At 57.3% G+C, this 20,998-nt stretch carries 12 protein-coding genes and 1 pseudogene; 7 read left to right on the plus strand and 6 right to left on the minus strand.

Features of this window, described 5'->3' with window-relative positions; all coding sequences use genetic code 11:
- Positions 1-1,299 carry an ATP-binding protein gene (locus AASM09_RS08670; protein ID WP_100443804.1) on the minus strand — a complete coding sequence of 433 codons (1,299 nt, stop codon included), beginning with the start codon at positions 1,297-1,299 and terminating at the stop codon, positions 1-3.
- Complete coding sequence (locus AASM09_RS08675) at positions 1,296-3,875, minus strand: TerB N-terminal domain-containing protein (protein ID WP_238378683.1); 2,580 nt, start codon at positions 3,873-3,875, stop codon at positions 1,296-1,298. Before AASM09_RS08675 ends, AASM09_RS08670 begins: the two co-directional genes overlap by 4 nt.
- Positions 3,876-4,840: 965 nt before the next feature.
- Between AASM09_RS08675 and AASM09_RS08680 the strand changes: the two genes are divergently transcribed.
- Together AASM09_RS08680 and AASM09_RS08685 are read left to right on the plus strand one after the other, a co-directional pair.
- Positions 4,841-5,794, plus strand: a complete 954-nt coding sequence (locus tag AASM09_RS08680; RefSeq protein ID WP_049429720.1) for a DUF2971 domain-containing protein — start codon at positions 4,841-4,843, stop codon at positions 5,792-5,794.
- A 499-nt stretch (positions 5,795-6,293) separates the two neighbouring features.
- The gene (locus AASM09_RS08685) at positions 6,294-7,919 is read left to right on the plus strand and encodes a MobA/MobL family protein (protein WP_049429719.1); all 1,626 of its coding nucleotides are present in this window, start codon (positions 6,294-6,296) and stop codon (positions 7,917-7,919) included.
- Between the two features lie 58 nt (positions 7,920-7,977).
- On the opposite strand, the gene AASM09_RS08690 is transcribed toward AASM09_RS08685, so the two are convergent.
- Positions 7,978-8,382 (minus strand): H-NS histone family protein, encoded by a 405-nt coding sequence (locus tag AASM09_RS08690; RefSeq protein ID WP_049429718.1) that lies wholly within the window; start codon positions 8,380-8,382, stop codon positions 7,978-7,980.
- 543 nt (positions 8,383-8,925) lie between these two features.
- Here AASM09_RS08690 and AASM09_RS08695 point away from each other — a divergent pair.
- From AASM09_RS08695 to AASM09_RS22185, 4 genes are all read left to right on the plus strand, one after another.
- Positions 8,926-9,522 carry a hypothetical protein gene (locus AASM09_RS08695; protein WP_080355034.1) on the plus strand — a complete coding sequence of 199 codons (597 nt, stop codon included), beginning with the start codon at positions 8,926-8,928 and terminating at the stop codon, positions 9,520-9,522.
- Between the two features lie 555 nt (positions 9,523-10,077).
- Positions 10,078-10,527 carry a hypothetical protein gene (locus AASM09_RS08700; RefSeq protein ID WP_152906585.1) on the plus strand — a complete coding sequence of 150 codons (450 nt, stop codon included), beginning with the start codon at positions 10,078-10,080 and terminating at the stop codon, positions 10,525-10,527.
- Position 10,528: 1 nt separating this feature from the next.
- Positions 10,529-12,172 carry an adenylosuccinate synthetase gene (locus AASM09_RS08705; RefSeq protein WP_100443806.1) on the plus strand — a complete coding sequence of 548 codons (1,644 nt, stop codon included), beginning with the start codon at positions 10,529-10,531 and terminating at the stop codon, positions 12,170-12,172.
- Between the two features lie 47 nt (positions 12,173-12,219).
- On the plus strand, positions 12,220-12,828 hold the full coding sequence (locus tag AASM09_RS22185) for a DUF7002 family protein (protein WP_430523913.1): 609 nt from the start codon (positions 12,220-12,222) through the stop codon (positions 12,826-12,828).
- Positions 12,829-13,125: 297 nt separating this feature from the next.
- Here the strand turns inward: AASM09_RS22185 and AASM09_RS08710 are convergent, their stop codons facing one another.
- Positions 13,126-13,383, minus strand: coding sequence for a helix-turn-helix transcriptional regulator (locus tag AASM09_RS08710; protein WP_238378684.1), 258 nt, complete (start codon positions 13,381-13,383; stop codon positions 13,126-13,128).
- Between the two features lie 422 nt (positions 13,384-13,805).
- Positions 13,806-14,576, minus strand: coding sequence for an abortive infection family protein (locus AASM09_RS08715; RefSeq protein ID WP_049429714.1), 771 nt, complete (start codon positions 14,574-14,576; stop codon positions 13,806-13,808).
- An 87-nt stretch (positions 14,577-14,663) separates the two neighbouring features.
- Here AASM09_RS08715 and AASM09_RS08720 point away from each other — a divergent pair, with 87 nt between their 5' ends.
- Positions 14,664-20,321 carry a DUF3320 domain-containing protein gene (locus AASM09_RS08720; protein ID WP_049429713.1) on the plus strand — a complete coding sequence of 1,886 codons (5,658 nt, stop codon included), beginning with the start codon at positions 14,664-14,666 and terminating at the stop codon, positions 20,319-20,321.
- 136 nt (positions 20,322-20,457) lie between these two features.
- Here AASM09_RS08720 and AASM09_RS08725 read toward each other — a convergent pair.
- Positions 20,458-20,832: pseudogene (locus AASM09_RS08725) on the minus strand (integrase); the annotation flags it as partial.
- Positions 20,833-20,998 lie beyond the last annotated feature (166 nt).

The raw sequence follows: 20,998 nt of genomic DNA on the forward strand, positions 1-20,998 counted from the left end.
TCAGAGCTTAAACGAGCTTAGCTCGTCATCGGTCTGCACATCCAAGTCAGTGTCTCCTCCGTGGTCTTCCGCAACTTCCACCGAGCCGATCAGGGACTGCCAAGTCACCCCTGGGTTCTGTTCAAGAACTGCGAGGAGGTTGATGAAGGCGGTGATGGTGGTTCGAGGAGTGCGGAAGAAGCTCTCGCCAAGGCGCTTGGAGCAGTGCGCCATAAACTGTTCGATGGCCTCGTTGGGCAGCAAATACTTCGCTTCATCGCCACTGGCGTAGACATGACGGATCTTGGTCAGCAGCACGTAGAAGTCTTCCGCCGTGAGGCTGGAGAGGCGCACAACCGGCCCGCTGAAATCGACAAGCCCGTTGCCGGTGAACGTGTTTTGCGCCAGTCGGCTTTGCAGGGCCTGATAGCTATAGACGCCGCGCCTGGTGTCCATGAGGAATTCCGGCGTCCCACCCAGGACAAAGCCAAGGCCAACCGCCGTTCCTTGGAGAGAGTCATTGAGCATGCGGAGCAGTTGCTCGTAGTTCGAATTGCGCGCCTGTGCGTTCGCGAGCTTGTAGAGGTTGACGAGCTCATCCAGACAAACCAGAAGTCCACTAAAGCCTGCCAAGCGCACGAAACGTCCCATCAGTTTGAGCTGATCATAGACAGAGGCATCGTCAACGATAGTGCGAACCCCAAGCGCGGCTCTGGCGTCTGTGCGGGTGGCGAACTCGCCTCGAAGCCAACGTATGGCATCGGATTTAAGTTGCTCGTTGCCTTCATCAAAGCCTCGGCAGTAGGCGGCAATGACATCGGCAAAGTCATAGCCGTTCACAAGCTCGGTCAATTGTTCGAGCTTGGCTCTGAGGACTTGTTCGGTCGGCACTCCTTGCGCCTTGGCATCGGCCTTTGCGGTGGAGATGAATTTCTCCACCACACCGGCCAGTGCACCTCCCTCAGGCTTCGTTCGCGTCGCGAGATTGCGCATCAGCTCGGCGTAAAGCGATCGGGCCTGTCCGCCGGAGGCGTGGAGGCGCCGGTCGGGGTTGAGGTCAGCGCTGGCCACCACCAGCTTTCGTTCCATCGCAATGGCGCGAACCAAGTTGAGGAAGAAGGTTTTACCAGCGCCATATTCGCCAATGACCAATCGAAATGAGGACCCGCCATCGGCGAGGCGATCAATGTCGCTCACAAGGGTTTCCACTTCACGCGCGCGCCCGACTTGGATGAGGTGTTGTCCAGCACGAGGGACAACACCGGCGCGAAGCGACTGGACCACGGCATCCCGGTCCTTACTGCGAATGGGGCTACTCATTGCTCAATCTTCTCGATGAATTCAGGGTTGATCTCCAAAGGATCATCGCCTTCGGAGAAGGGAAGGTCGTAGGCGTCGAAAGAGGCGTCGTTGATTTGCTCCAACGCGCCATCAAGCATCAACTCCAAGTCCGAAGCGGTATCTTGGAGCTCTGCCCGGGTCCAAGTAGGGCGCGACAACATCAGGCGAAGCAGCGCTCTGTGAGCGTCATCCAGGCCAAGCAAACCGGTTTCCGCTGGCTCTTCCTCGACCACCGTGAGGCCAGGTGGAGGAGCCGCTGGGTCAGGGAGCTCTTCGGCAAAGATGTTGGCCAAGAGGGCGGAGACTTTCGCAGTGTCGCGTTGGAGTGTTGCAATCCTCTCTGGGTCAAGACGAAAACCTGTTGCATCTGGTGCGGCACTTGCTCGGCGAGCAGTAGGTGCATGCACATCGCTAAAGACGCGCTTGGGCTCAACGCCTAAGGTCTTGTAGACCTTCTCTAAGAACCGCACTTCCTCCGGTGAAACCATGCCGTCAACTTGCGCCAAGTTGGCCATGGCTGCGGCGATCGCTTCCTTGGTGTTTTGACCCAACGGATCAAGCTTCTTCTTCAAAGAAGCAAGGTTAATAGGGGCGACCGACAGGAGGAGAAGATGCGCCCGGAGCCTGCGATGGTCCGCGGCACTGAGGTGGCTCCAAGCGTCAATCTCCCCAGTCAGGTGAGCGAGTTCTTCGGTGCTAAACGAGCCGTCCGATTGCGCAACCGTTGACGCCAGTTGTAGAGTTAGGAGCGCCGTCTGGTAGGCGTCAGTGTCCGCCTGGTGCGTTTGGTCGGGCAACATGGCAAAAAGCACCACGTGGTCATCGATACCCGGTATGCGGGCGCCTTCAAGGACATTGGGCTCGATGCCAATGTGCGCCGATTCCAGAGCCCGCGCCAGATCTCGAACCTTTTCCCGTCCGAGCGCGCCTGAAAGGCCTCCGAGACGGTCAAGCACGTCGGACAAGGGAAGTGTGATCGTCGCCTCGCCCGTGTCAGCGTAGAGCTTAGCTAGGGCTATTCGAGGTGACTCCGGCCAGATGCTTGGCGGAAGCAAGAGCAATCCATCTAAGGTGTCTTTTGCCTCGGGCGTTTTGCCAATCAGTCGGCTAAACGATCCGAGTTCCTGGGCGCACTGATTCACAATCGACGTAAGGGTGTTCAGTGGTGCGCGTAGTGCGGTGACATCGGGGATGTCGCCAAAGGACTTGGTGACAGTCGTGCCATAGAGCCCGGGCGAGGTGGCTTGCCTAGCAAATTTCAGCTTGGTCTTGTTCTTAGTAAGGACGAGCCCTGGGCCAAAGAGTTCGCGGTACCGTTCTAAAAAGAGTCGGTCGAATTCGGTCTCACAGCGCGTTGCAGCTGTGCGGATGGAGATGGCAGGATTGAGTCTTGCCCATGCAAGGGCGAGGGGCCCCGGGATGGGGGCGCGATCTACGGAACACTGACCGAGTGCTAGACGGATGGTGAAAGGCAGATCGATGCTGCGCTCGAAGGAGGGCAGCGGCTGCAAGTAGAGCTTTTCTGTTGCGGAATCAAGCTCCATCCAGTCGAGCAGGCTGTTGACTGAGATCCTCAGAGAGCTATGAGTCGTGCCATACACCTTATCGAGCTGGCGCAATGCAGATTTAATCACCGGCCAGTCTCGCTTGCTCCCGCTGCCCACAGCGGCATCCAGTAAGACCCGGCGCTCGATACCATAGAAGAAGAGGTGCACATAGCTGAGGGAGCACTCAGGATCGGTGCGGTCGGACGCAAGCCAAGTTAGATAGCCTCGCCGTTCCGTCGGCGAGAGCTCAGCATAGCTCTGTCGATATCCCGCATTCAGCACGCGATAGCTGCCGGTCGGAGCCACGGCCAGAACGCCGTTGACCAAGCTCGGCTCGTTTCCGCCGTACTTGGTCGGGAGCTTCACCCCCGTATAGAACAACCCACCGCGAATGGTGAGGCCGGCGATTTCGATGCTGTCCTCAGGACCGAGCCAGCGTGTGGTGGCCCATCCCTCGGGCGGACGGGGCACGGAAAACTTGCGCTGCTCCGCCCCCGTCGTCGCTATCCTGTGGAGTTCGTCTTGGCTTGCGCCTGACCTTGGTGCCGCGCTGGCCAGTGCGGCCTGGGTTGACACTGCTGGGAGCGGTGGCGGCATTGGCACAGTCGGAGCTTCCGCCACTGGCAGAGTTTGGCTTTTTTTTGTCTCAGAAGCTGTGGGGGTCTGATGGCCCTCTTTGGGGCGAGGCCGAGTAAAAGAGGGCACAATGATCAAGGGATCCTCGTCGCCGGAAGATTCAGAGCGAGCGACGGCGGAGCTAGCTTGGCGCTCGGCGACAGCTTTCATCGCGACGGCAAGGTTTCCCAAGGTGTCCCTGGCCGGAGCAATGCTACGCATCGCCTCGCGATCGGCCCTTGCCGATTGAGATTGTCTTTCAGTGACCGCGGTCATCGCAGCCGCGAGGTTCCCCAATTCAATTTTTTGCGGGGTTTTTGCGTCCGGCGCCACGTCTGGCTGGACCAGCTGCCGAGTCGATGAAGCGACGTCGCCGACAGTCTTCCCTTCCATCGTACGCCCGCTGTCCTTTGTTCCACGCTCAATGGGGCGTGGCCCCACGTCCCCACCATCCGGGGCCGGTGGCGTGGTGACTGTTGGGGGCAGAGGTTTTCGACGCGGAGGGGTTCGGGTCAGTTCCGCTAATGTCGGCTGGTGGTCTGTGTCTGCCGCCGGGGCGGGCACCTTATTCGATTGCCAGCGAGAGTAGACGTAAAACACGCCCCCGACCAAGGTGACGACGCCGAGCGTGATCCAAACTTCTTTCGGGACGAGAGCGATCAGGACCAAGATGCCAACGATCAAAGCCCCGCCCGATTGCTTCCTTGACGCCATGTGGCCCCCTGCCTCCGGCTTTCCTTCAATCTCTATTGTATGCCTACGGCATTTGAACTCCAGCCTAGCGCTACTGGAGGACGAGCGTTACCTGGCAAAGAGCCTCCAGGGGGGGCGACGAGTGAAAAATGAACGGACTCAGCCGTGTTTCTCGTAGCAAGCGGGCTTGATCAGGGAGCTTAGGCAAAATATACCTGACAATGATAGGCCGAAGGTGCTGGCCTAGACGTGCATTGGACGGAGTCGAGCCCAGACAGGAGACTGCTGCGTGGGCCTCTCTCTTGAATACACGTAGCCAGCGCGGCAGCTGCGTCTCCTGTCTGTGCTCCGAAAGCTGCCCCACAGAGAGATCGAGGGGCCGGCCGCCCTGAACGGCCGCTTTGACGAGCCAGGCCCCAGCCTTCTCGGCGTCCGCCGAATGGATTACCTCGATCTCGTTAACAGAAGTGTGAATGTAAGGCCAGAGCTGGGGGCGGGCAATCTCTGTTTGAGGCCTCAGTTGCCCCGTTTCTCAAGGAACTGATACCGGTGAGGCAAGGGAGCGAATACCGGGCCACGAGTCCCCGCGCGCACGATATGCTTGGTCCGGCTCCCATGTAAAATGGTCTTACTTACTTATGCAGGCAAAGATCAGGGAAAGATATATGCCAAGCGACAACCGGGTTCCCAAGCGGCTTTACAAGTATCGGAGTTTCAGCAACTGGACGCTGTCGATGTTGGTCGACGACAAAATCTACTATGCCGATCCCCGAACCTTCAACGATCCGCTGGATGCAAAGCCGAATCTCGCTCCCGATCTAGACAATGCGGGGCTCGAAGAAGTTCTGGTTAGGCTCATAGAAGGGCGCGTTCATGAGGAGATGAAATCCGCCGCCAACGCCATACGCTACAAAGGGCCAAAGACAATTAGTCACATTGCCCGGCAAAGTCTGAAAGCAGCAGAGAACCGGATTGCTAGCATTCGCTACTATTCAACGGATCCTGAGCTAAAGGGGTGCGATCCGGTTCAGCGACTTCTCGCGCTGGACATTGAGGAGGAACTTCTTCGGATTTATACGAGGGGCATAGTTTCCTTGGCTGAACGCGCGACCTGTCCGCTGATGTGGAGCCACTATGGCGACCAGCATCGAGGGATATGTCTTGGATATTCGGTTCCGGACAGTGCAGTCGATGTCAGAAAAATTCGGTACGGAGGAAGTCGGGCCGTCCTAGCGAGCGATGTCGCTGCAATGCTGGCAGGAGACGACCTTGCTAGACAAAGGGTCGATGAAGCCGTTCTGCTCCGCAAAGCCCGGCCATGGGCATATGAGCGCGAGTGGCGCTTGATCGGAAAGCAAGGCGCGCTGCCATCACCTTTGGAGCTACAAGAGGTCATCTTTGGCATGCGTTGTGATTCTGCTGTGGTGTACGCGGTCATTCAGGCACTTGCCCCGCGTAGTCGACAGGTTCGCTTCCATGAGATCAGGGAACAGCGCAGCAAATTCGTGCTCACCAAGCGGCAGGTTGATGTTGATGAGGTTGCAAACTCTAGGCCGCATCGAAGTCGGGAACTATTGGAGGGTCTCGATGATTTCCAAGTTCAAGCCACTCTGGGGTAGCGGTTGCTCGAATGCTAGAGCTACTCTTGGTGTTCTCAGGTTGTTTTTCATGCTTTCGCAAGCATTCTGCCCATTGAGCATCGATGCGTCTAAGCTGTATGTGGTGCACGCATTTTTCGAGCGGATTGGCTGACGATGCTTCGGCACGTAGCCTGGATTTCGAAATGGTTGATAGCATCCGCGTACAGCTTTGGTTAATTTTATTTTTTCGCATCCCCTAGGTTTTTGTCGAAATGTTCTAGCGCCAAATCCTAAGCGCCAACTGCGTTCTGAACGGGGGACGGCAATAGCGCACTGATGGAATTTTCGATTCTCGAAATTCCGTGCGCTGCCTGCCGGCAGTGCGGCGGCCGCTGGCCTCCTCGTGCCTCGCTCCGCGAGACACAAAGCAAGGCAAAACCCTGTGATTTCGCGCACGAAATCGCCGGTGTTATGAAGGCCTAGACGAATAACGCAAATGGCCTTTTGTTGGCTTCTCCAAAAATGAATAGGAGAAGTTGTGGCAATTTATCACTCACACATGAAGTCGTTTGGCCGAGGGAAGGGCGATAGCTCGGTGGCCGCCGCCGCTTATCGGGCAGGCTTTGACCTGGTCGATGAAGCAACGGGCCTGTCGCACTCTTACTCGCGCCGGCACGGCGTTGATCACGCCCAGATGCTCGCCCCCAAGGGTGCTCCGGCCTGGTGCTTGGACACGCAAAAGTTCTGGAACGCCAACGAGGCCGCCGAGACACGCAAGAATGCCTTAGTCGCCCGGGAAGTAGAGGTGGCTCTGCCACAGAGCTTAGATCAAGCACAACGGAAGGCCTTGGCTCTGGACCTGGGGCAGCTCTTGGTGGATCGCTATCAAGTCGCCGTGTTGGTGGCGATCCACACGCCTAGCCGAAACGGGGACCAGCGCAACCATCATGTGCATCTTTTGATGTCTGCACGGCAAGTTGGCCCAGAAGGCTTTGGCAAGCGCGCAGCTGCTGAATTCGATGGGCGGCAAGGGCAGGGCAGCAATGCCGTCAAGGAGCTGCGCTTAGCGATTGCAGCCACCATCAACAGGCATCTCGACATTGCCGGCATCCAGAAGCGGGTTGATCCTCGAAAGTTGAAGACCCAGGCGCGAGAAGCGGCACTAAAGGGCAACTTTGAACTTGCGAGGGAGTTGACGCGCACTCCAGGCAGGCACAATGGGAAGGTCAAGACAGCCCTAGAGCGAAAGAGCCGCCTCACTTGGTCTGTCCAAGGCCTTGGCGGCAAAGATGCGGCGATGAAGCTTGTCGCCACCATCTCGGCACACCAAGCAGCATTGATAAACGATCCGAAGGTGCCAGAGGGTCATAGCCACGCCGCTGCCTTGCGCGATCGAGCAAATGCGGAAGACAGGCTCAGACCTCAGCAGGGCAGGGCAAGTCACCCGCGTGATGTCGTGCAGAGAGTGCGGGAGCATCTTCTGGATCGCAGGCCTATCGCCGCGCGGAGCTTCGATCAGTACAGCCAGCAAACCCTCCATTTGAGTCGGGTGCAGCGGATCACGAGAGCATCAGGGCGCGATGCCGAGATTCTCAATGCAGAAGCCAAGCTTATTGAAGACTGGCTCGAAGCGCAGCGAGAGGTTGCCCAGGACTCTCTAGAACTCCTTCGGAGCATCCCGGGGATCCAGATCGAGCCTGAGTTCCAAATCGCTCATGCCAGCATCTTGTGTCGGCGTGTCGATGACTACGCAGGCAAAACGTTCACTTTCGAAGACACTGAGGTCCTGGCCCGCTCCTTGGCCAAGTATGCGCACATGATGGCGCGGCCGCATCGGGCGCGGATGGCGCTACTTGATGCTCAGGCGAAGCTATCGGAGCACGCCGATGCACCGAAGACGCAAGTTGCGGCGCGTGCCCGCCAGCGGGTCTACCGCGCGAAGACCCACGTGTCACCGAGGATTGCGGCGATCCAGCGTTGGCGTATTGATCAGGCCAGGAAACGCATGACTGAGGCAAAGGACGTGTTGGACAAGCACTTCATGGATACCATAACGGCAATCTTGCCAAATAATCCACGCCGAGATGTCGCTCCACCGCCCGCTCGCACTGATGAAGCGGGGAACTGGGAGCATAAGATGAAGGGGCGGCGACCGACGTTCTAAGTGGCTTGGAAAAGCACTGGCAAAAAAGATCCCCGGGAATGGGGATCTTTGCTGACTATTAGCCCGGATAAGCGGGGAATTTCTCGTCAGGGTGCTTGGACTTCCACTCTTTGTATGCAGCCGTGCCTTGCCACGCCGCGAACGAGCGAGGGGTGCGGCCTCTGCCCGACCAGGTCTCCTGGGTGTGGGGCAGCCAGTATTTCTGCGCGACCGCCTTTTTTTCACTAAAAGCCCTTTTCTGGCGAGCCGAGCCATTAGAAGAGCTCCCAACCTGGCTAGCAATATCAGCCTTCTGCTTGGTAGTGAGGTGCTGGCCATAGCGAGTCAACAGATCGGAGATTTGCAGGAACGCGTCAGATGCTTCATCTTCAATGAGCTTCGCCTCCTGCTCTTCCAACTTGCGCAGTTCTTCGGTCAGTTTGGCTTTAGCGGAAGCTATTGAATCCAGGGTCGGTTTGCTCATGGTGCCTATCCATTTTAACAAGCAGGCATTGTTCCATTTTCCAGCCTAATCGTAAAGAAGCGCCAAACTCAGGTCCGCCGAGGCATCGCTTTTCGAGTCAAACAGGGATGGTGCGTTTGGGACAACAGCCGTTAATCTGCTTTGAAGAATCGGTGCTCGCAGGCATGTTCTTTCATTCCGCGCTTGGAGCTAGCTGGAGAAGCCCATCCTGCGGCAGCGCGTAGGATATCCATCTCTTCTTCTTGACCTCACCTGAGGTCTGGCTTACACTTCGCGCAAGGAGAAGTCAACATGGTAGCGAAAAAAAAACTAACATCGTTTGCCCTGGAGAACGCGTTGGCCGTCTCTCGGTCCGCGGCGACCGGGAAATTCGTTCGCTTGTCTGACCCGGAGATGGCACCTCGTTTAAAGGCAACCTCCCTGAAGTTGGCGTCCGATAAGGATGCTGCTTTGGAATTTTTGCGCGGGATTGGCGTGAGCACTCCAACAGGCAGGCTTACGAAGCGCTACGGTGGATGAATTTAAAGGGCAAGGAGCGCCTTTATGTGGGAGCTTTACAAGCGCCACTCTTCGTTTGTTCTAGGCTTTCATGGCTGCACAAAGGAAGTAGGTGAGCAGATTCTATCCGGATCTAGTTCACTGAAGAGTAGTGCCAACGATTATGATTGGCTTGGCCCTGGTATATATTTTTGGGAAAATAGTCCTGAAAGGGCCTTTCAATTCGCTTCTGAGGCGGTTGTTCGTGATCCAAGAACGACAAAAGGTTCCATCAAAGAGCCGTTTGTCGTGGGCGCTATTATTGATTTAGGTCTTTGTTTTAATCTTTTGGATAGTGGTGCTTTGTCGGAAATGAAGGTGGCGCACGGCATTTTTAGTGACGCGCTTGTGGCAAGTGGGGCCAAGTCACCGCAAAACGTATCGGGTCCTGATCGTCGGGCGCGATATTTAGATTGCGCAGTCATAAAGACTATGCAGAAGTTGCGGGACGACCAAGGAGTTCCCCCATATGACACACTGCGGGGCGCCTTCTGGGAAGGTCAAGAGCTCTATCCAGGTGCAGGCTTCTCTGAGAAGGGGCATGTTCAGATAGCTGTGGTTAATCCTCGAAGCATCTTGGGCTACTTCAGGCCAATAGCGTAGGCGCGAGAAGTGAATTGAAGAACGCCTGCCGATAAAGCCTGTGCTTTATTTGAATTTCACAAATTTAAAGACTGGATTAAAGCGCTATTTCCAGCGATAGAAAGTTTTTGGTTAATTCCATTCGAAATTGTGCTTCTGGTCGTCAGGAGTTATTTCAGGGCAAGCCTGAGGTGGTATAGATGGGTCGGCTGGTTGTACCCAAGTAGCGTCTGGGCCGACCCGTGGCTTGCTTTGCGCAGTATAGATATGGAGCGCCAGCATGGCGGCTGGCCCAATTGATGGCGCGCCAAATTGCCCTGATGTAGTCAGCGGGTTCCTCTAAGCGCCGGCCGCTTGGAAGCGTGTAGGTTTTTTCCTACGCAACGAAAGCCTTAGTCCATTATCGTTGCTATACCTACAGGTGTCATGGCACGATCGCGTTGCCAAGATTTGGCAGTGGATTGCGACGCGGGGGGCGTCCTAGAGATGGCCAATAGCAAAGTCTTGCTTTTAAGCGGGCCGTTCAGTGTGGGTAAGTCCTCCCTGACCAAGGAGCTTACGGAGAGGCATGCTTTCATGAAGGTCAGCACAAGCAGTTATCTAAACGCGCTTATTCCTGACGCCGTTTCGCTCGATGCAGTAAAGCTGAGGCGTGCACAGCAGATCAAGGGCGACCAACTGGATGACGAGACAGACTTTGGTTGGGTCGTTAGGCCAGTCACTGTCAATGCTTTGCTAGCCAATCCGCTCATCGATAGATGGATCGTCGATGCCGTCCGAAAATCGAGACAAGTCACTCATTTTCGAGACGAATTTGGTGGGGCTGTCTATCACGCCCATCTCCATGCATCGGACGTCTTACTTCGCTCTCGATACGCAGGTTCAGATCAAGACTACGCGGCCGCCGTAGCTCATTCGAATGAGCAAAGCGCCCGCGGCCTCGGCGTCATCGCTGACGTTGTGATAGATGTGGATGGTCTTTCTCCTGCCGACCTCGCTCTACGCATTGTCCAGGAGATGCCTTGACATGAATCAGCATCGAGTTGTCTTGATCACGGGTAAGCTTGGTGCGGGCAAGACAGGCTTGGCTCGAGCGTTGTCAGAGAGATTTAATTTCCAGCTTTTGCCGCCTGACCTGAGCGTGCAAGCAGAGAGGTCTTCCGAAGCTGCGACTTCGCCAGGTGGTGACGAGGAGGGAAACCGGCTCATTGACCGCGTTGTCGCCGCGCTCAGCTCCCTTGACGATGGGCAGCTTGGTATCGTGATAGATGGTGCTCTGTCGTCGCGAGTCGTCAAGCAGCTCCGGTCGCAGTTTAGAAGTCAGCTAACGCACGTACATCTCTATGCATCGTTAGAAAGACTGCATCAGATGTATCTTTCCGGCGAAGGGTCTCTCCCAGGCGCGTTGACCTATGATGAAGTTGATTCACTAGAAGAAGGCGAGGTTGAGCTCCTCAAAGCCGATGCCGATGTTCGAATTTCCACAAACCGATCAGACCATGGAGACACGCTCGTTCGTGTTGCCGCGCACTTGCATCTGCTTACGCCTCCTGACGTCAAGTGTGTGGATGTGCTTGTGGGAGGGCAATATGGGAGCGAAGGGAAGGGCAACATCGTTGCCTACTTGGCCAATGAGTATGACGTCCTCGTCCGAGTCGGTGGCCCAAATGCCGGCCACACGGTCGCGAACGCGGCCGGCAAGGCTGTTCACCATCAGCTTCCGTCTGGCGCGAGCTTCTCGACGGCGCTCCTTGTGCTGGGACCAGGTTTCACCATCAATGTTGAAAAGTTGCTGGAAGAGATCAAAAAGTTTGGTATTGCCGCGCATCGCGTAGCGATCGATCCACAGGCCACGATCATTGAGCAAGACGACATCGATGAGGAATGCCAAGGTGTAGTTGGCGCGATCGCATCGACCGGCAGCGGAAGTGGTGCGGCAAAAGCACGGCGAATAAGGTATCGAGGAGCACTAAGTTCGCCGGTAAGGCTGGCAAGGGACATCCCGGAGCTAGCGCCCTTCATTAGAGCCACCGAGCAGGTCTTAGAGAATGCGTACCGCTCGGGTCACTCGGTATTGCTTGAGGGCACGCAAGGAAGTGCTCTGAGTCTTTATCATGGCGCGTACCCCCATGTAACTTCTCGCGACACCAATGTTGCTGGTTGCTTGGCAGAGGCTGGAATATCACCCAGTCGCGTACGGAGGATTTTGATGGTGGTCCGCACGACACCCATCCGAGTGGCTAATCCGGATGGGGATGAGGGGCGAGTGTCTGGAACCTTGAAGAACGAGACAAGCTTTGAAGTTATCTCGCAAAAGGCTGGTCTTGTCCCAGAGGAGGTCATTGGGGCCGAAATCACCTCTACGACCAAACGGAAGCGCCGTGTCGGTTGGTTTGAGTGGGCTGAGTTCCGACGCGCTTGCAACCTCAATGCGCCGACGGACATAGTTCTCACGTTCGTTGATTACTTGGATGTGAAGAATACTCAGGCGAGGCGGTTCGACCAGTTGGCGGACGACACGATCAAGTTCATTGAAGAGGTCGAGCGGGTTGCACAGGCACCCGTATCACTGATCAATACGCGCTTCCCGCAAAAGGATGCGGACTTTGAAGACCTGCGGTCTATCATTGACCGAAGAAACTGGACTGCTCGTTCTGAGCGAGGCGCATAACTGTGGAAATCAGCCATCTCATAGCTAGGTATCCGCGTATTTTTCATATGGCAAATGCTGGCTCTTGGCCGAGCATTCACGCCAGAGGACTGCTCTCTGCAACTGCCGCGCTGGACAGACTGAATGTCAGTGGCCCTCTACGTGCAAAATTTGAAGATCGGCATCGTCCCGAGATGGCGTCGATACATCCAGGGCTTTCGGATGACATCGTGTTGCGGGACCAGAAGCCGATGCCACCCAGTCGGATCGAGAGGGCATTGCCGCCTGATCTAACTGCCGCTGACTGGTATCGCTTGATCAATGGGAAGGTGTTCTTTTGGGCGCAGAGAGAGCGCTTGCTCCGGTTGCTAAACTCATATGGCGAGTTCGAGCACGACGTGTTGACTGTGGACACTACAAGTCTACTGTCGAGCCATGCGTCACGCGTTCGCCTTTGTCACATGAACTCAGGGAACACTTGGCCGATGCCCCATCCACGTGATGCCTCCATCTTCAAGCCTATTGATGAGTATCCCGTGAGGCCTAGTGGATTGCCGCAAAAAGAGGTTGTGGAATTGGTCATCGAGTATGGCGTTCCTGACATCAAAGATCATGTCTTGGCAGTTACTCGGATGCGAGGGTTGGAAGAGCTTGGATCACTATGGCGGCGCACTTAGGTGAATCATCCAGCCAGGAGGTAAGCTGACTTCCTGAGAAGGCATCTTCACTACGAAAAGCTGACTAGCCATGATGGTCCGCTGGCTAAGGATGTCATCTCCGGATACGTTGCTTTGGCCCGCTCGCCGGTCGTAAACTTGAAGGACACTCACCAGGACACAGTCCGGTTTGAGTTCTGTAGGCAGATCAATGGCTTAGGCTCGGGCACGTTTAGTCCCACTCTCTCCGCCACTGATTTCAAAAGGCCCCTGGACACAGGGGCTTTTCTGTTTCTACGGCCTTCGCTACCCGCCCGCTTACCCATTCACCTGCAAAGATCGATTCTGCACGATCTGCTGCCGAACCCGGCCTTGCGCCTCGGATTGTATCCAGAGTGCGCGGCGTCCGATGCGGATAGAGCGCGGGAAGCGGCCGGCCTTGATCTCTCCGCAGATAAAGGTGGTGTCCATACCGGTCATCTGGCTCACGTGATCAAGCGATAGCAGCTCTTCCAGTCTTTCAGCCGCGCCCATGATGGCCTCCCCAAGCTGGAACTGCAGAACGATGTCGATCATCGGCCAAGGCAATGATAACGCTCAGGCGATCTCAGATCTCAGATCTCAGCACCAAGGTTACCCAGCATGACGAGACGATCACGTCGCAGGCAGGGCTGATCATTGCTTTGCGCAGCGATGTGACCGATGTGGCTGGAAGGACTGCGGCCAACACCACCGCATTGCAGCAGCTGACGACGCGCGTCCCGTCGCCTACTTCCAGGCTGTCAGCGAACCCAGGGCAGAGTCCACCCTGGTGATGGCACGATTGCCCAAGGAAGCACAGGAGGAGCTGGTGCACCGAATGCGCGAGTTCGCTAGAAGGGGGGCGAGAGCTCAGCAAGGTGAGTGTGTCAATCAGTGATAACTGGCGCAGTCTAAGTGGATCTTTCGTCCCAGCCTCTCAACATCAGGCCGCTGACGGTAGACTGTCGGCTGCAGTCCTACGTATTGCGATCAGTCACGATTTTGCTATCTAGGTATTGAATGATGCTGCGGGTTAGATTGATGGCAAGCAGCGCCTCATCGCGTTCGACAAGCTGATCGTTGGCGTGAGCTAGGCTCCCTCTGTTACGGAGCGGATTAAGCGAATCTAGGATATTTCCGATGGAAAAGACAATCTTGCGCATTGCGTCGTCTTGGACGCCCATATCGCGCAGCGCAGGATGGCTTTCTCGCATCAGTTTAAAAACTTGAGTGACTCCAGGATCTGCTGGCAGCGAAGCCAGGTTCAGCCCTGCCGATTGGCATACCGTTTTCAAATAACCATGGAGGGCCGTGTGAACGCGATCCAAGGCACTCACTGGACCCTGCACCTCCAGCAGCGATGCAGCATCGGCCAAGGCTTGACGCACCAGCTCGCTAGCTAACCTGGGTGACGTCGGCTCTACGGCGGCTACTTGGTTGCATCGCTTTGCCATGGCAAGCAGCTTCGAACGTGCATCTAGGGTCCGCTGGACCTCTGACCCCACCGGAAATCGGCGGGCAACGCCTCGCACTATCGCCGCCTGAGTCTGCGGATCGGCGGAAGAGAGCACCGCCAAGAAGCGTTGCCGCGTGGTGCCCGGATAGTCTTCCGGATCGATCGTTAGGTCGCAATAGGCGGCATAGAACTCACGGTGGGATGAATAGGTGAAATCGCCCAGGTAACCGCCTGACACGCCAATGTAGTGGCTGATGATCCAATGTATTTCAGTCGGGCGTAGGCCTTCCATGGATACCTTTGGTCGCCGGCTGGAAGGCCGGCCCAGATGGAGGCACTATAGCCTTGGCGCCCAGTTCCGGGCCATAGGGGGGGAGACATGGATAAGTCGTTTGAGGAAGGGACGGTCGACGCCCCGGAGAGCGGATCTGTGCTCCGGGAGCGAGGCTCGCTGATTGACAAGGTCAATCGGGCCCGCCTCGAGCTGCTGGACCTATCGACCCGCAACCGGTTGCTTAGCGTCCCTAGGTCCGGCCACGCTAAGACGGTGGAAGTGGTCAATGAGCTCGCGAAGGCGATGTATCAGACGCTCGTCATCGATGGAAAGCGCTTCACTTTCGCTGCAGGTAGGGCCGACCCAAAGACAGCCGCAGACGATGCCGTAGGCGAGGAAGGCGATCAGTCCGACTCAGCCGGCGCCGTCCAGGTAAAGGGTGTTGATGCGGAAGCTGACCTCACGCTTGTCGAGGATGAGCTGGACGACCTCGAACTTCTGGCGCAGCCGAACTTAGAGCTGGACGAGCAGGGGCGCCGCGTTAGCCACTGGGACGCCCAGTTGATGACGCGCTTGACACCGACCGGCTTGCAGAAGCGACTCTTAGATCTTTACGTTGATGCCCGCACGCTTCAAGAAGAGCAGGGCATCAACGTGCTCTACCTCGGTATTGGCTATCTAAAATGGCGTGCGCCGACCACCCCTAAGATCGACCGATATGCTCCACTCGTGCTGGTGCCCGTCGCGTTGGAGCGCAGCAACGCAGGCGAGAAATTCCACCTCAGATGGCAGGGTGATGAGATCGTCGCCAACCTGTCGCTCCAGCTCTTCCTGCAACGTCAGTTTGAGATGAAGCTGCCAGAAATCGATGAGTTCGAAAGCCTCGACATCGATGACTACCTGTCCAAGGTTGCGTCCCTGATTGAGGGTAAGCCTGACTGGGCAGTCGTGCCGGACGATGCGGTATTGGGCCTATTCTCGTTTGCGAAGTTCATGATGTATCGGGATCTAGACCCTGCGAGCTGGGAGCAGTCTGGTGGCTTAGGAGCGCTCCCTGCACTTCGGGGCGTAGTTTCGGATGGATTTCCCGGCGCTGCTATTTCGACAAGCGAAGAGGACATTGACGCCACTGTAAGCCCGGAACATATGCGCCATGTCGTCGACAGCGACAGCTCCCAGTCCCTCGTTGTCCATGACGTACTCAAGGGGCGGAGCATCGTCGTTCAAGGGCCGCCGGGAACCGGCAAGTCTCAAACCATCGCGAATGTTATCGCGGGGGCAATTGCCGATAAGAAGCGCGTGTTGTTCGTGGCGGAGAAATTGGCGGCTCTAGAAGTTGTGAAGAGGCGCTTGGACCAAGTTCGACTCGGCGCCGCCTGTCTTGAACTTCACAGCAACAAGGCGAACAAGCGAGCCCTGCTGGAAGAACTTCGGCTCACATGGAACTTGAGCCCGCTGGCCAATGAGGACAGCGGGCCGATCGTTCGTCAGCTCACTGAGCGACGCGATTTGCTTAACGCCCATGCCTCGCGCCTGCACCAAGAAATGCTTCCGTCGAGACTGACGCCCTACGAAGTGTTCGGCAACCTTGTTCGGCTGCGTCGGGAGGGATATGTCACGGCCCGCATCCGGCTTGATTCGCCGCTCGAGTGGGCGTGGGACAGGGTAGAGGAAAACCAGAAGCTGCTTCAGGACCTGTGCGACCGAGTCCTTGCAATGGGTATCCCCGACCAGCACGCCTGGGCCGGTGTCGGGAATGACGCGCTGCTGCCGAACGATCGGGACCGGTTGATTGGGGAGATCGCTGAACTCGCCACTACTCTGGAGGAATGGAGGCAACGCACTGTCGAACTGACCAGCGCTCTCGACCTTACGTTCTCGGACAGCCTAGATGCGCCACAAGCCGCAATTGACCGAACCAAGGTTCTGCTGACGGCACCGGCACTCGGACCCGGTGCACTCGCCGACGCGTCTTGGGAGACTCCTTCGGGCCTCGAGAGCCTGGTCGAAGACGTTCGGCGTGCGCAGGAGCTGCGCCGAACTTGTAACGAATTTGCGGCCGATTCGGCAGTTGAACGCGTATGGGAGCAAACGAGGCAAGAGTTGTCGAGTGTTCCTGGTGACTTCGTCCTCGTCAGGGAACTGTCTGTGATGCGCGATGCGCACCAGAAGCTGTCAGGCATGGGGTCTGACCTAGAACGTCTAGCCCAGTTGGTAGGGGAGCAGCGGCCGCTAACATTCGAGGTAATGGCTCATGTCTGTGCGCTTGCGGAGCGCGCCAGCTCAGCGCCACAGATTGATCGCGATGCTTTGGTTGCTCGTATTTGGGAGCGAGGCGTTGATTCGGTCCAGAACTTGGTCGAATGGGTGCAACAGGTCCAGGCAGCCCGCCGTGAACTAAGTGAGGTGTTCCGCGACTCTGCATGGTCTTCCAACTTTGAGGGCGCTCGGCTGCAAATCGCCAGTCGTACCGGGAGCTTCTTGCGCTTTTTAAGCGGCGAGTGGCGTGCCGCAAATCGGCTGGTCCGCGCGCAGCTGCGAAATCCAAAGCTTCCAGCTGATCATTTGTTGCCAGCACTGGACAAACTCCTTGACGCCCAGGCAGCGCTCCGCCGGCTCGACGAGGGAAATGCTCAGGGTGAAGAAGCGTTCGGCGCCAACTGGGAGCGTGATCGTTCTGATGCCGCTTTCTTAAGAGGCGTTGTAGCTTGGATGCGTGGCATGCGCCCGCTTGGGCTGGGTGCGCGCGAGCAAGTCGCCGCCATTGGTGATAAGGGCTTAGCGGCTGAGTTGGCGGCTCGCCTTGGCCCGGGACTGGCCGAAGTCCAAGCCCTTTTGTCTCCCATACATGAATCATTGCTCACTAGCGGGCAGATGCTGTGGAGCGCGGTAGAGTCCTCGCTTCCAAGGGTCCCGCTGCATCGATTGTTAGACGACACGGCCCCGTTCGAACAGGCAATTTCGGCGTGCGATTCGCTGAATAACGCTAAGGCGATGACCGTGTCACTGGCCCTCGAACGCATCGACGCTCTGACCAGCACTCAGGCGGCACTTGCCGCACTGGCTCAAGTCGACCGGCAAGGCGAAGCCGCGTTCGGTGACCTGTGGCGAGGCTTCGCTTCGGATGCTGCTGCGCTCCAAGATGCTTGTCTCTGGATGACTACCAACGCTGACTTGAGGATGCTGGCCTCGCGCACCGTCGACGCCCAGCAGATGCTTGAGCAGGCGACAAATCAGCTTGAGGAAGCTGAAAGGCTGGACATCGAGCTTTCTGAGCTATTCACTATTTTACGATTTGCAGGCAACGACGAGGTCGCATCGAATACCGCTGACGTCTCCGTGAATGCCGCGATAGGCCAGCTCAAAGCGTGGGAAGCAGATCCGGAAGGGCTCCCGCAATGGGTTGCTTACATAGCTCAAGCAAATGTGGCCAAACGACGTGGACTGAAGAACTTCGTCGATGCGCTGGCGACCGGTGTCTTAACTCCTGATGAGGCTCGGGGCACGTTCGATCTAGCCTATTATGAGGCGGTTCTGTCAGCAATGGTGGCGCGGGCCCCTGAACTGGCGACGTTCGACGGTAAGAAGCAGACCGAGCTTGTCGAGTCGTTCTGCGAGCTAGATCGAAGCCGCATTGACTTGGCTCGGAGGCAGGTTTCCCGCTCGCATCGCGAGCGAATCCCGTCGAAGAACGGGGCGGCGGGCCCTGTGGCGGTGATTCTCGGCGAGATGGCGAAGAAGAGAAGCCACCTCCCTATTCGCCAACTGATGGTGTCGGCGGCGCCTGCCATCCAAGCACTCAAGCCGGTTTTCATGATGAGCCCGCTGTCGGTGGCGCAGTTTTTACCCCCAGGTGCGGTGGAATTTGATCTTTTGGTCATCGACGAGGCTAGTCAGGTCCAGCCAATCGACGCCTTGGGTGCCATTGCCCGCGCCAAGCAACTGGTCATCGTAGGCGACGAGCGTCAATTGCCGCCCACGCGGTTCTTCTCAAGAGCTCTGGGCGATTCGTCCACACATGTGGATGAGTCCGCAGCGCCGGCGGATGTTGAGAGTATCTTGGGACTTTGCCTCGCGCGGGGGCTACCGGACAGAATGCTCCAGTGGCACTACCGAAGCCGCCACCAGTCTCTAATTGCGGTGTCCAATAGTCAGTTCTACGAGAACAAGCTAGTGATCGTGCCAAGCCCATACACGAGTGAGGCGGGCGTGGGTCTGCGGTTCCACCACCTGCCCGACGCCGTCTATGATCGTGGTGGCACTAGCACCAACGCGCGTGAGGCGAAGGCTGTTGCCATGGCGGTCATTGCTCACGCACAAACGACACCGCATCTTACCTTGGGGGCTGCCGCTTTCTCGACCCAGCAACGGCGGGCAATCTTTGACGAAGTGGAGCTGCTGCGTCGCCAACATCCTGAGACCGAAGGTTTCTTCACGGCACACGCCCACGAGCCGTTCTTCGTCAAAAGCTTGGAGAACATCCAGGGCGACGAACGCGATGTCATCTTCATCTCTATCGGCTATGGCCAAGATTCGCGCGGCGGCGTGAGCATGAACTTCGGACCGGTCAGCAGCGAAGGCGGTGAACGACGTCTCAACGTGCTCATCAGTCGCGCCAAACAACGATGTGAGGTCTTTTCGTCCATCACTGACGAAGACATCGATCTCAGTCGAGGCAAGGGCAAGGGCACTGCTGCACTCAAACTGTTCTTGCACTATGCCCGCACAGGGCGCCTCCATATCGCCGACGAGGCTGTCGAACAGCGCAAAAGGACGTTTGAGCAGGAGGTTGCAAAAGCGCTCATCGCTCGTGGCTACGACCTTCACATGCATGTGGGGGTGGCCGGCTTCTTCGTCGACATTGCCATCGCCGATCCGGAGAGGCCAGGGCGCTACATCATTGGTATCGAATGCGACGGAGACTCCTACCGAAGGTCCAACGGTGCGCGTGATCGAGACCGTCTACGTGACCAGGCGCTCCGTGATAAGGGCTGGCAAGTCCACAGGGTATGGAGTGCGGAATGGTTCCTCAGGCCTGCCGCGGAACTTGATGCCCTGGTGCGCGTCATCGAGCGTTCAAAACTGGAGCCGGACCCCTTTGAGGCAGAGACGGTCTCTCGATCACGCGCCGTTCCAGTCAACATCGAGAGCGTGGAACACGACGACTTCGTCGAAGTGGGTCTGGTTAGCTCTGACGAGCTGCCCAGCACCGAGCCTTATGTGGAAGCCAACTTCGCGGTGCCCAGTCAGCAACAGGAGCTGCATGCAGTTCCTGCAATGCGGATGGCAGGTTTTGTGCGCGACTTGGTTCACGTCGAGGGCCCGATCCATCGGTCAGAGGCCGTTGTTCGAATTCGTTCTCTATGGGGCTTGCAACGAGCCGGAGGGCGCATCCAGAGTGCGGTGGATGAGGGCATCCGGCGGGCGGTTGAAGACGGTCTGGTGTTGCAGGATGGGGAGTTCCTCCTGTGGCCCGGTCGCGCTGTTCGAGTGAGGGACAGAAGCTGCGTTCATTCTCTGAGCTTGCGTCGACCTGAGTTGCTTCCACCCATGGAGATGGATGTCGCGATCTTGGAACTGGTGCGCGAGAACTTAGGGGCATCATTGGATGAAGTAGCGCTTCACGTGTCGCGCCGGCTGGGCTTCCGAACGACGAGCGCGCAGCTGCGTGCTGCTCTAGTGGGTAGGGCCGAAACACTTTTGGCGCGCGGTGTCTTGGTCCTGCGGAATGGATTGTTGGCGGAGCGACCTATTCAACAGTGAGCGTGCTGGAGCTGCTGTAAAGAGAGGGGGAAGTAGGCAATGCTGGTCTTAGTCACCCGCCACTGACGGCGGAGCCCAGCGGTGGGAAAAAGGGAGGGCAAAGAGGTCAAGGAAAGAACTTGCTGGAGTCGGTCAATCATTTGGCGAACTGCCCCTCCTGGTATCGCGGCAATTCCACCTTGGGCCGATACAGCTCCATGGCGCTGATCTGCTTGCTCCGGGTCACGTACGGTTTCTTGTGGAGGTAGTGCTTGCGCAGCACCTGGACCCGATCCCGGGGAGCAGTGCTGTGGCCGGTGACCAGCGCAATCTCCCTCTCCGGAGCATCGTTGACATCCAATTCGGTAGCGAGGGTATGGCGGAAGGTATGGAAGCCGATTCCCTTGGCAAAGCCTAAGCCTTTCAGGTAGCGGCCGAAGTCCACCACGAATTGCTGGCCGTAGCGAGCGTTGGTCTCTCCCGTCTTGCGGTTCACGCCGGCAGAGAGGAGGGGGAGCACCCGCGCATGCCCAAGGAGGGCGACCAACGGAGTCATGGCATGAAGATTGGATTCAAGCTTTCTGTTGCTGTTGCGGCCTGTGCGTTGACCTTTGGAATCAGTAGCGCCACGGCGAAAGCCCCTGGCCCTTGTTCCGTCTGCGAGGTCCAATACATTGCATGCGAGGCGTCAGGTACAG

The sequence above is a fragment of the Stenotrophomonas maltophilia genome, assembly GCF_039555535.1.
Lineage (GTDB): Bacteria > Pseudomonadota > Gammaproteobacteria > Xanthomonadales > Xanthomonadaceae > Stenotrophomonas > Stenotrophomonas maltophilia_Q.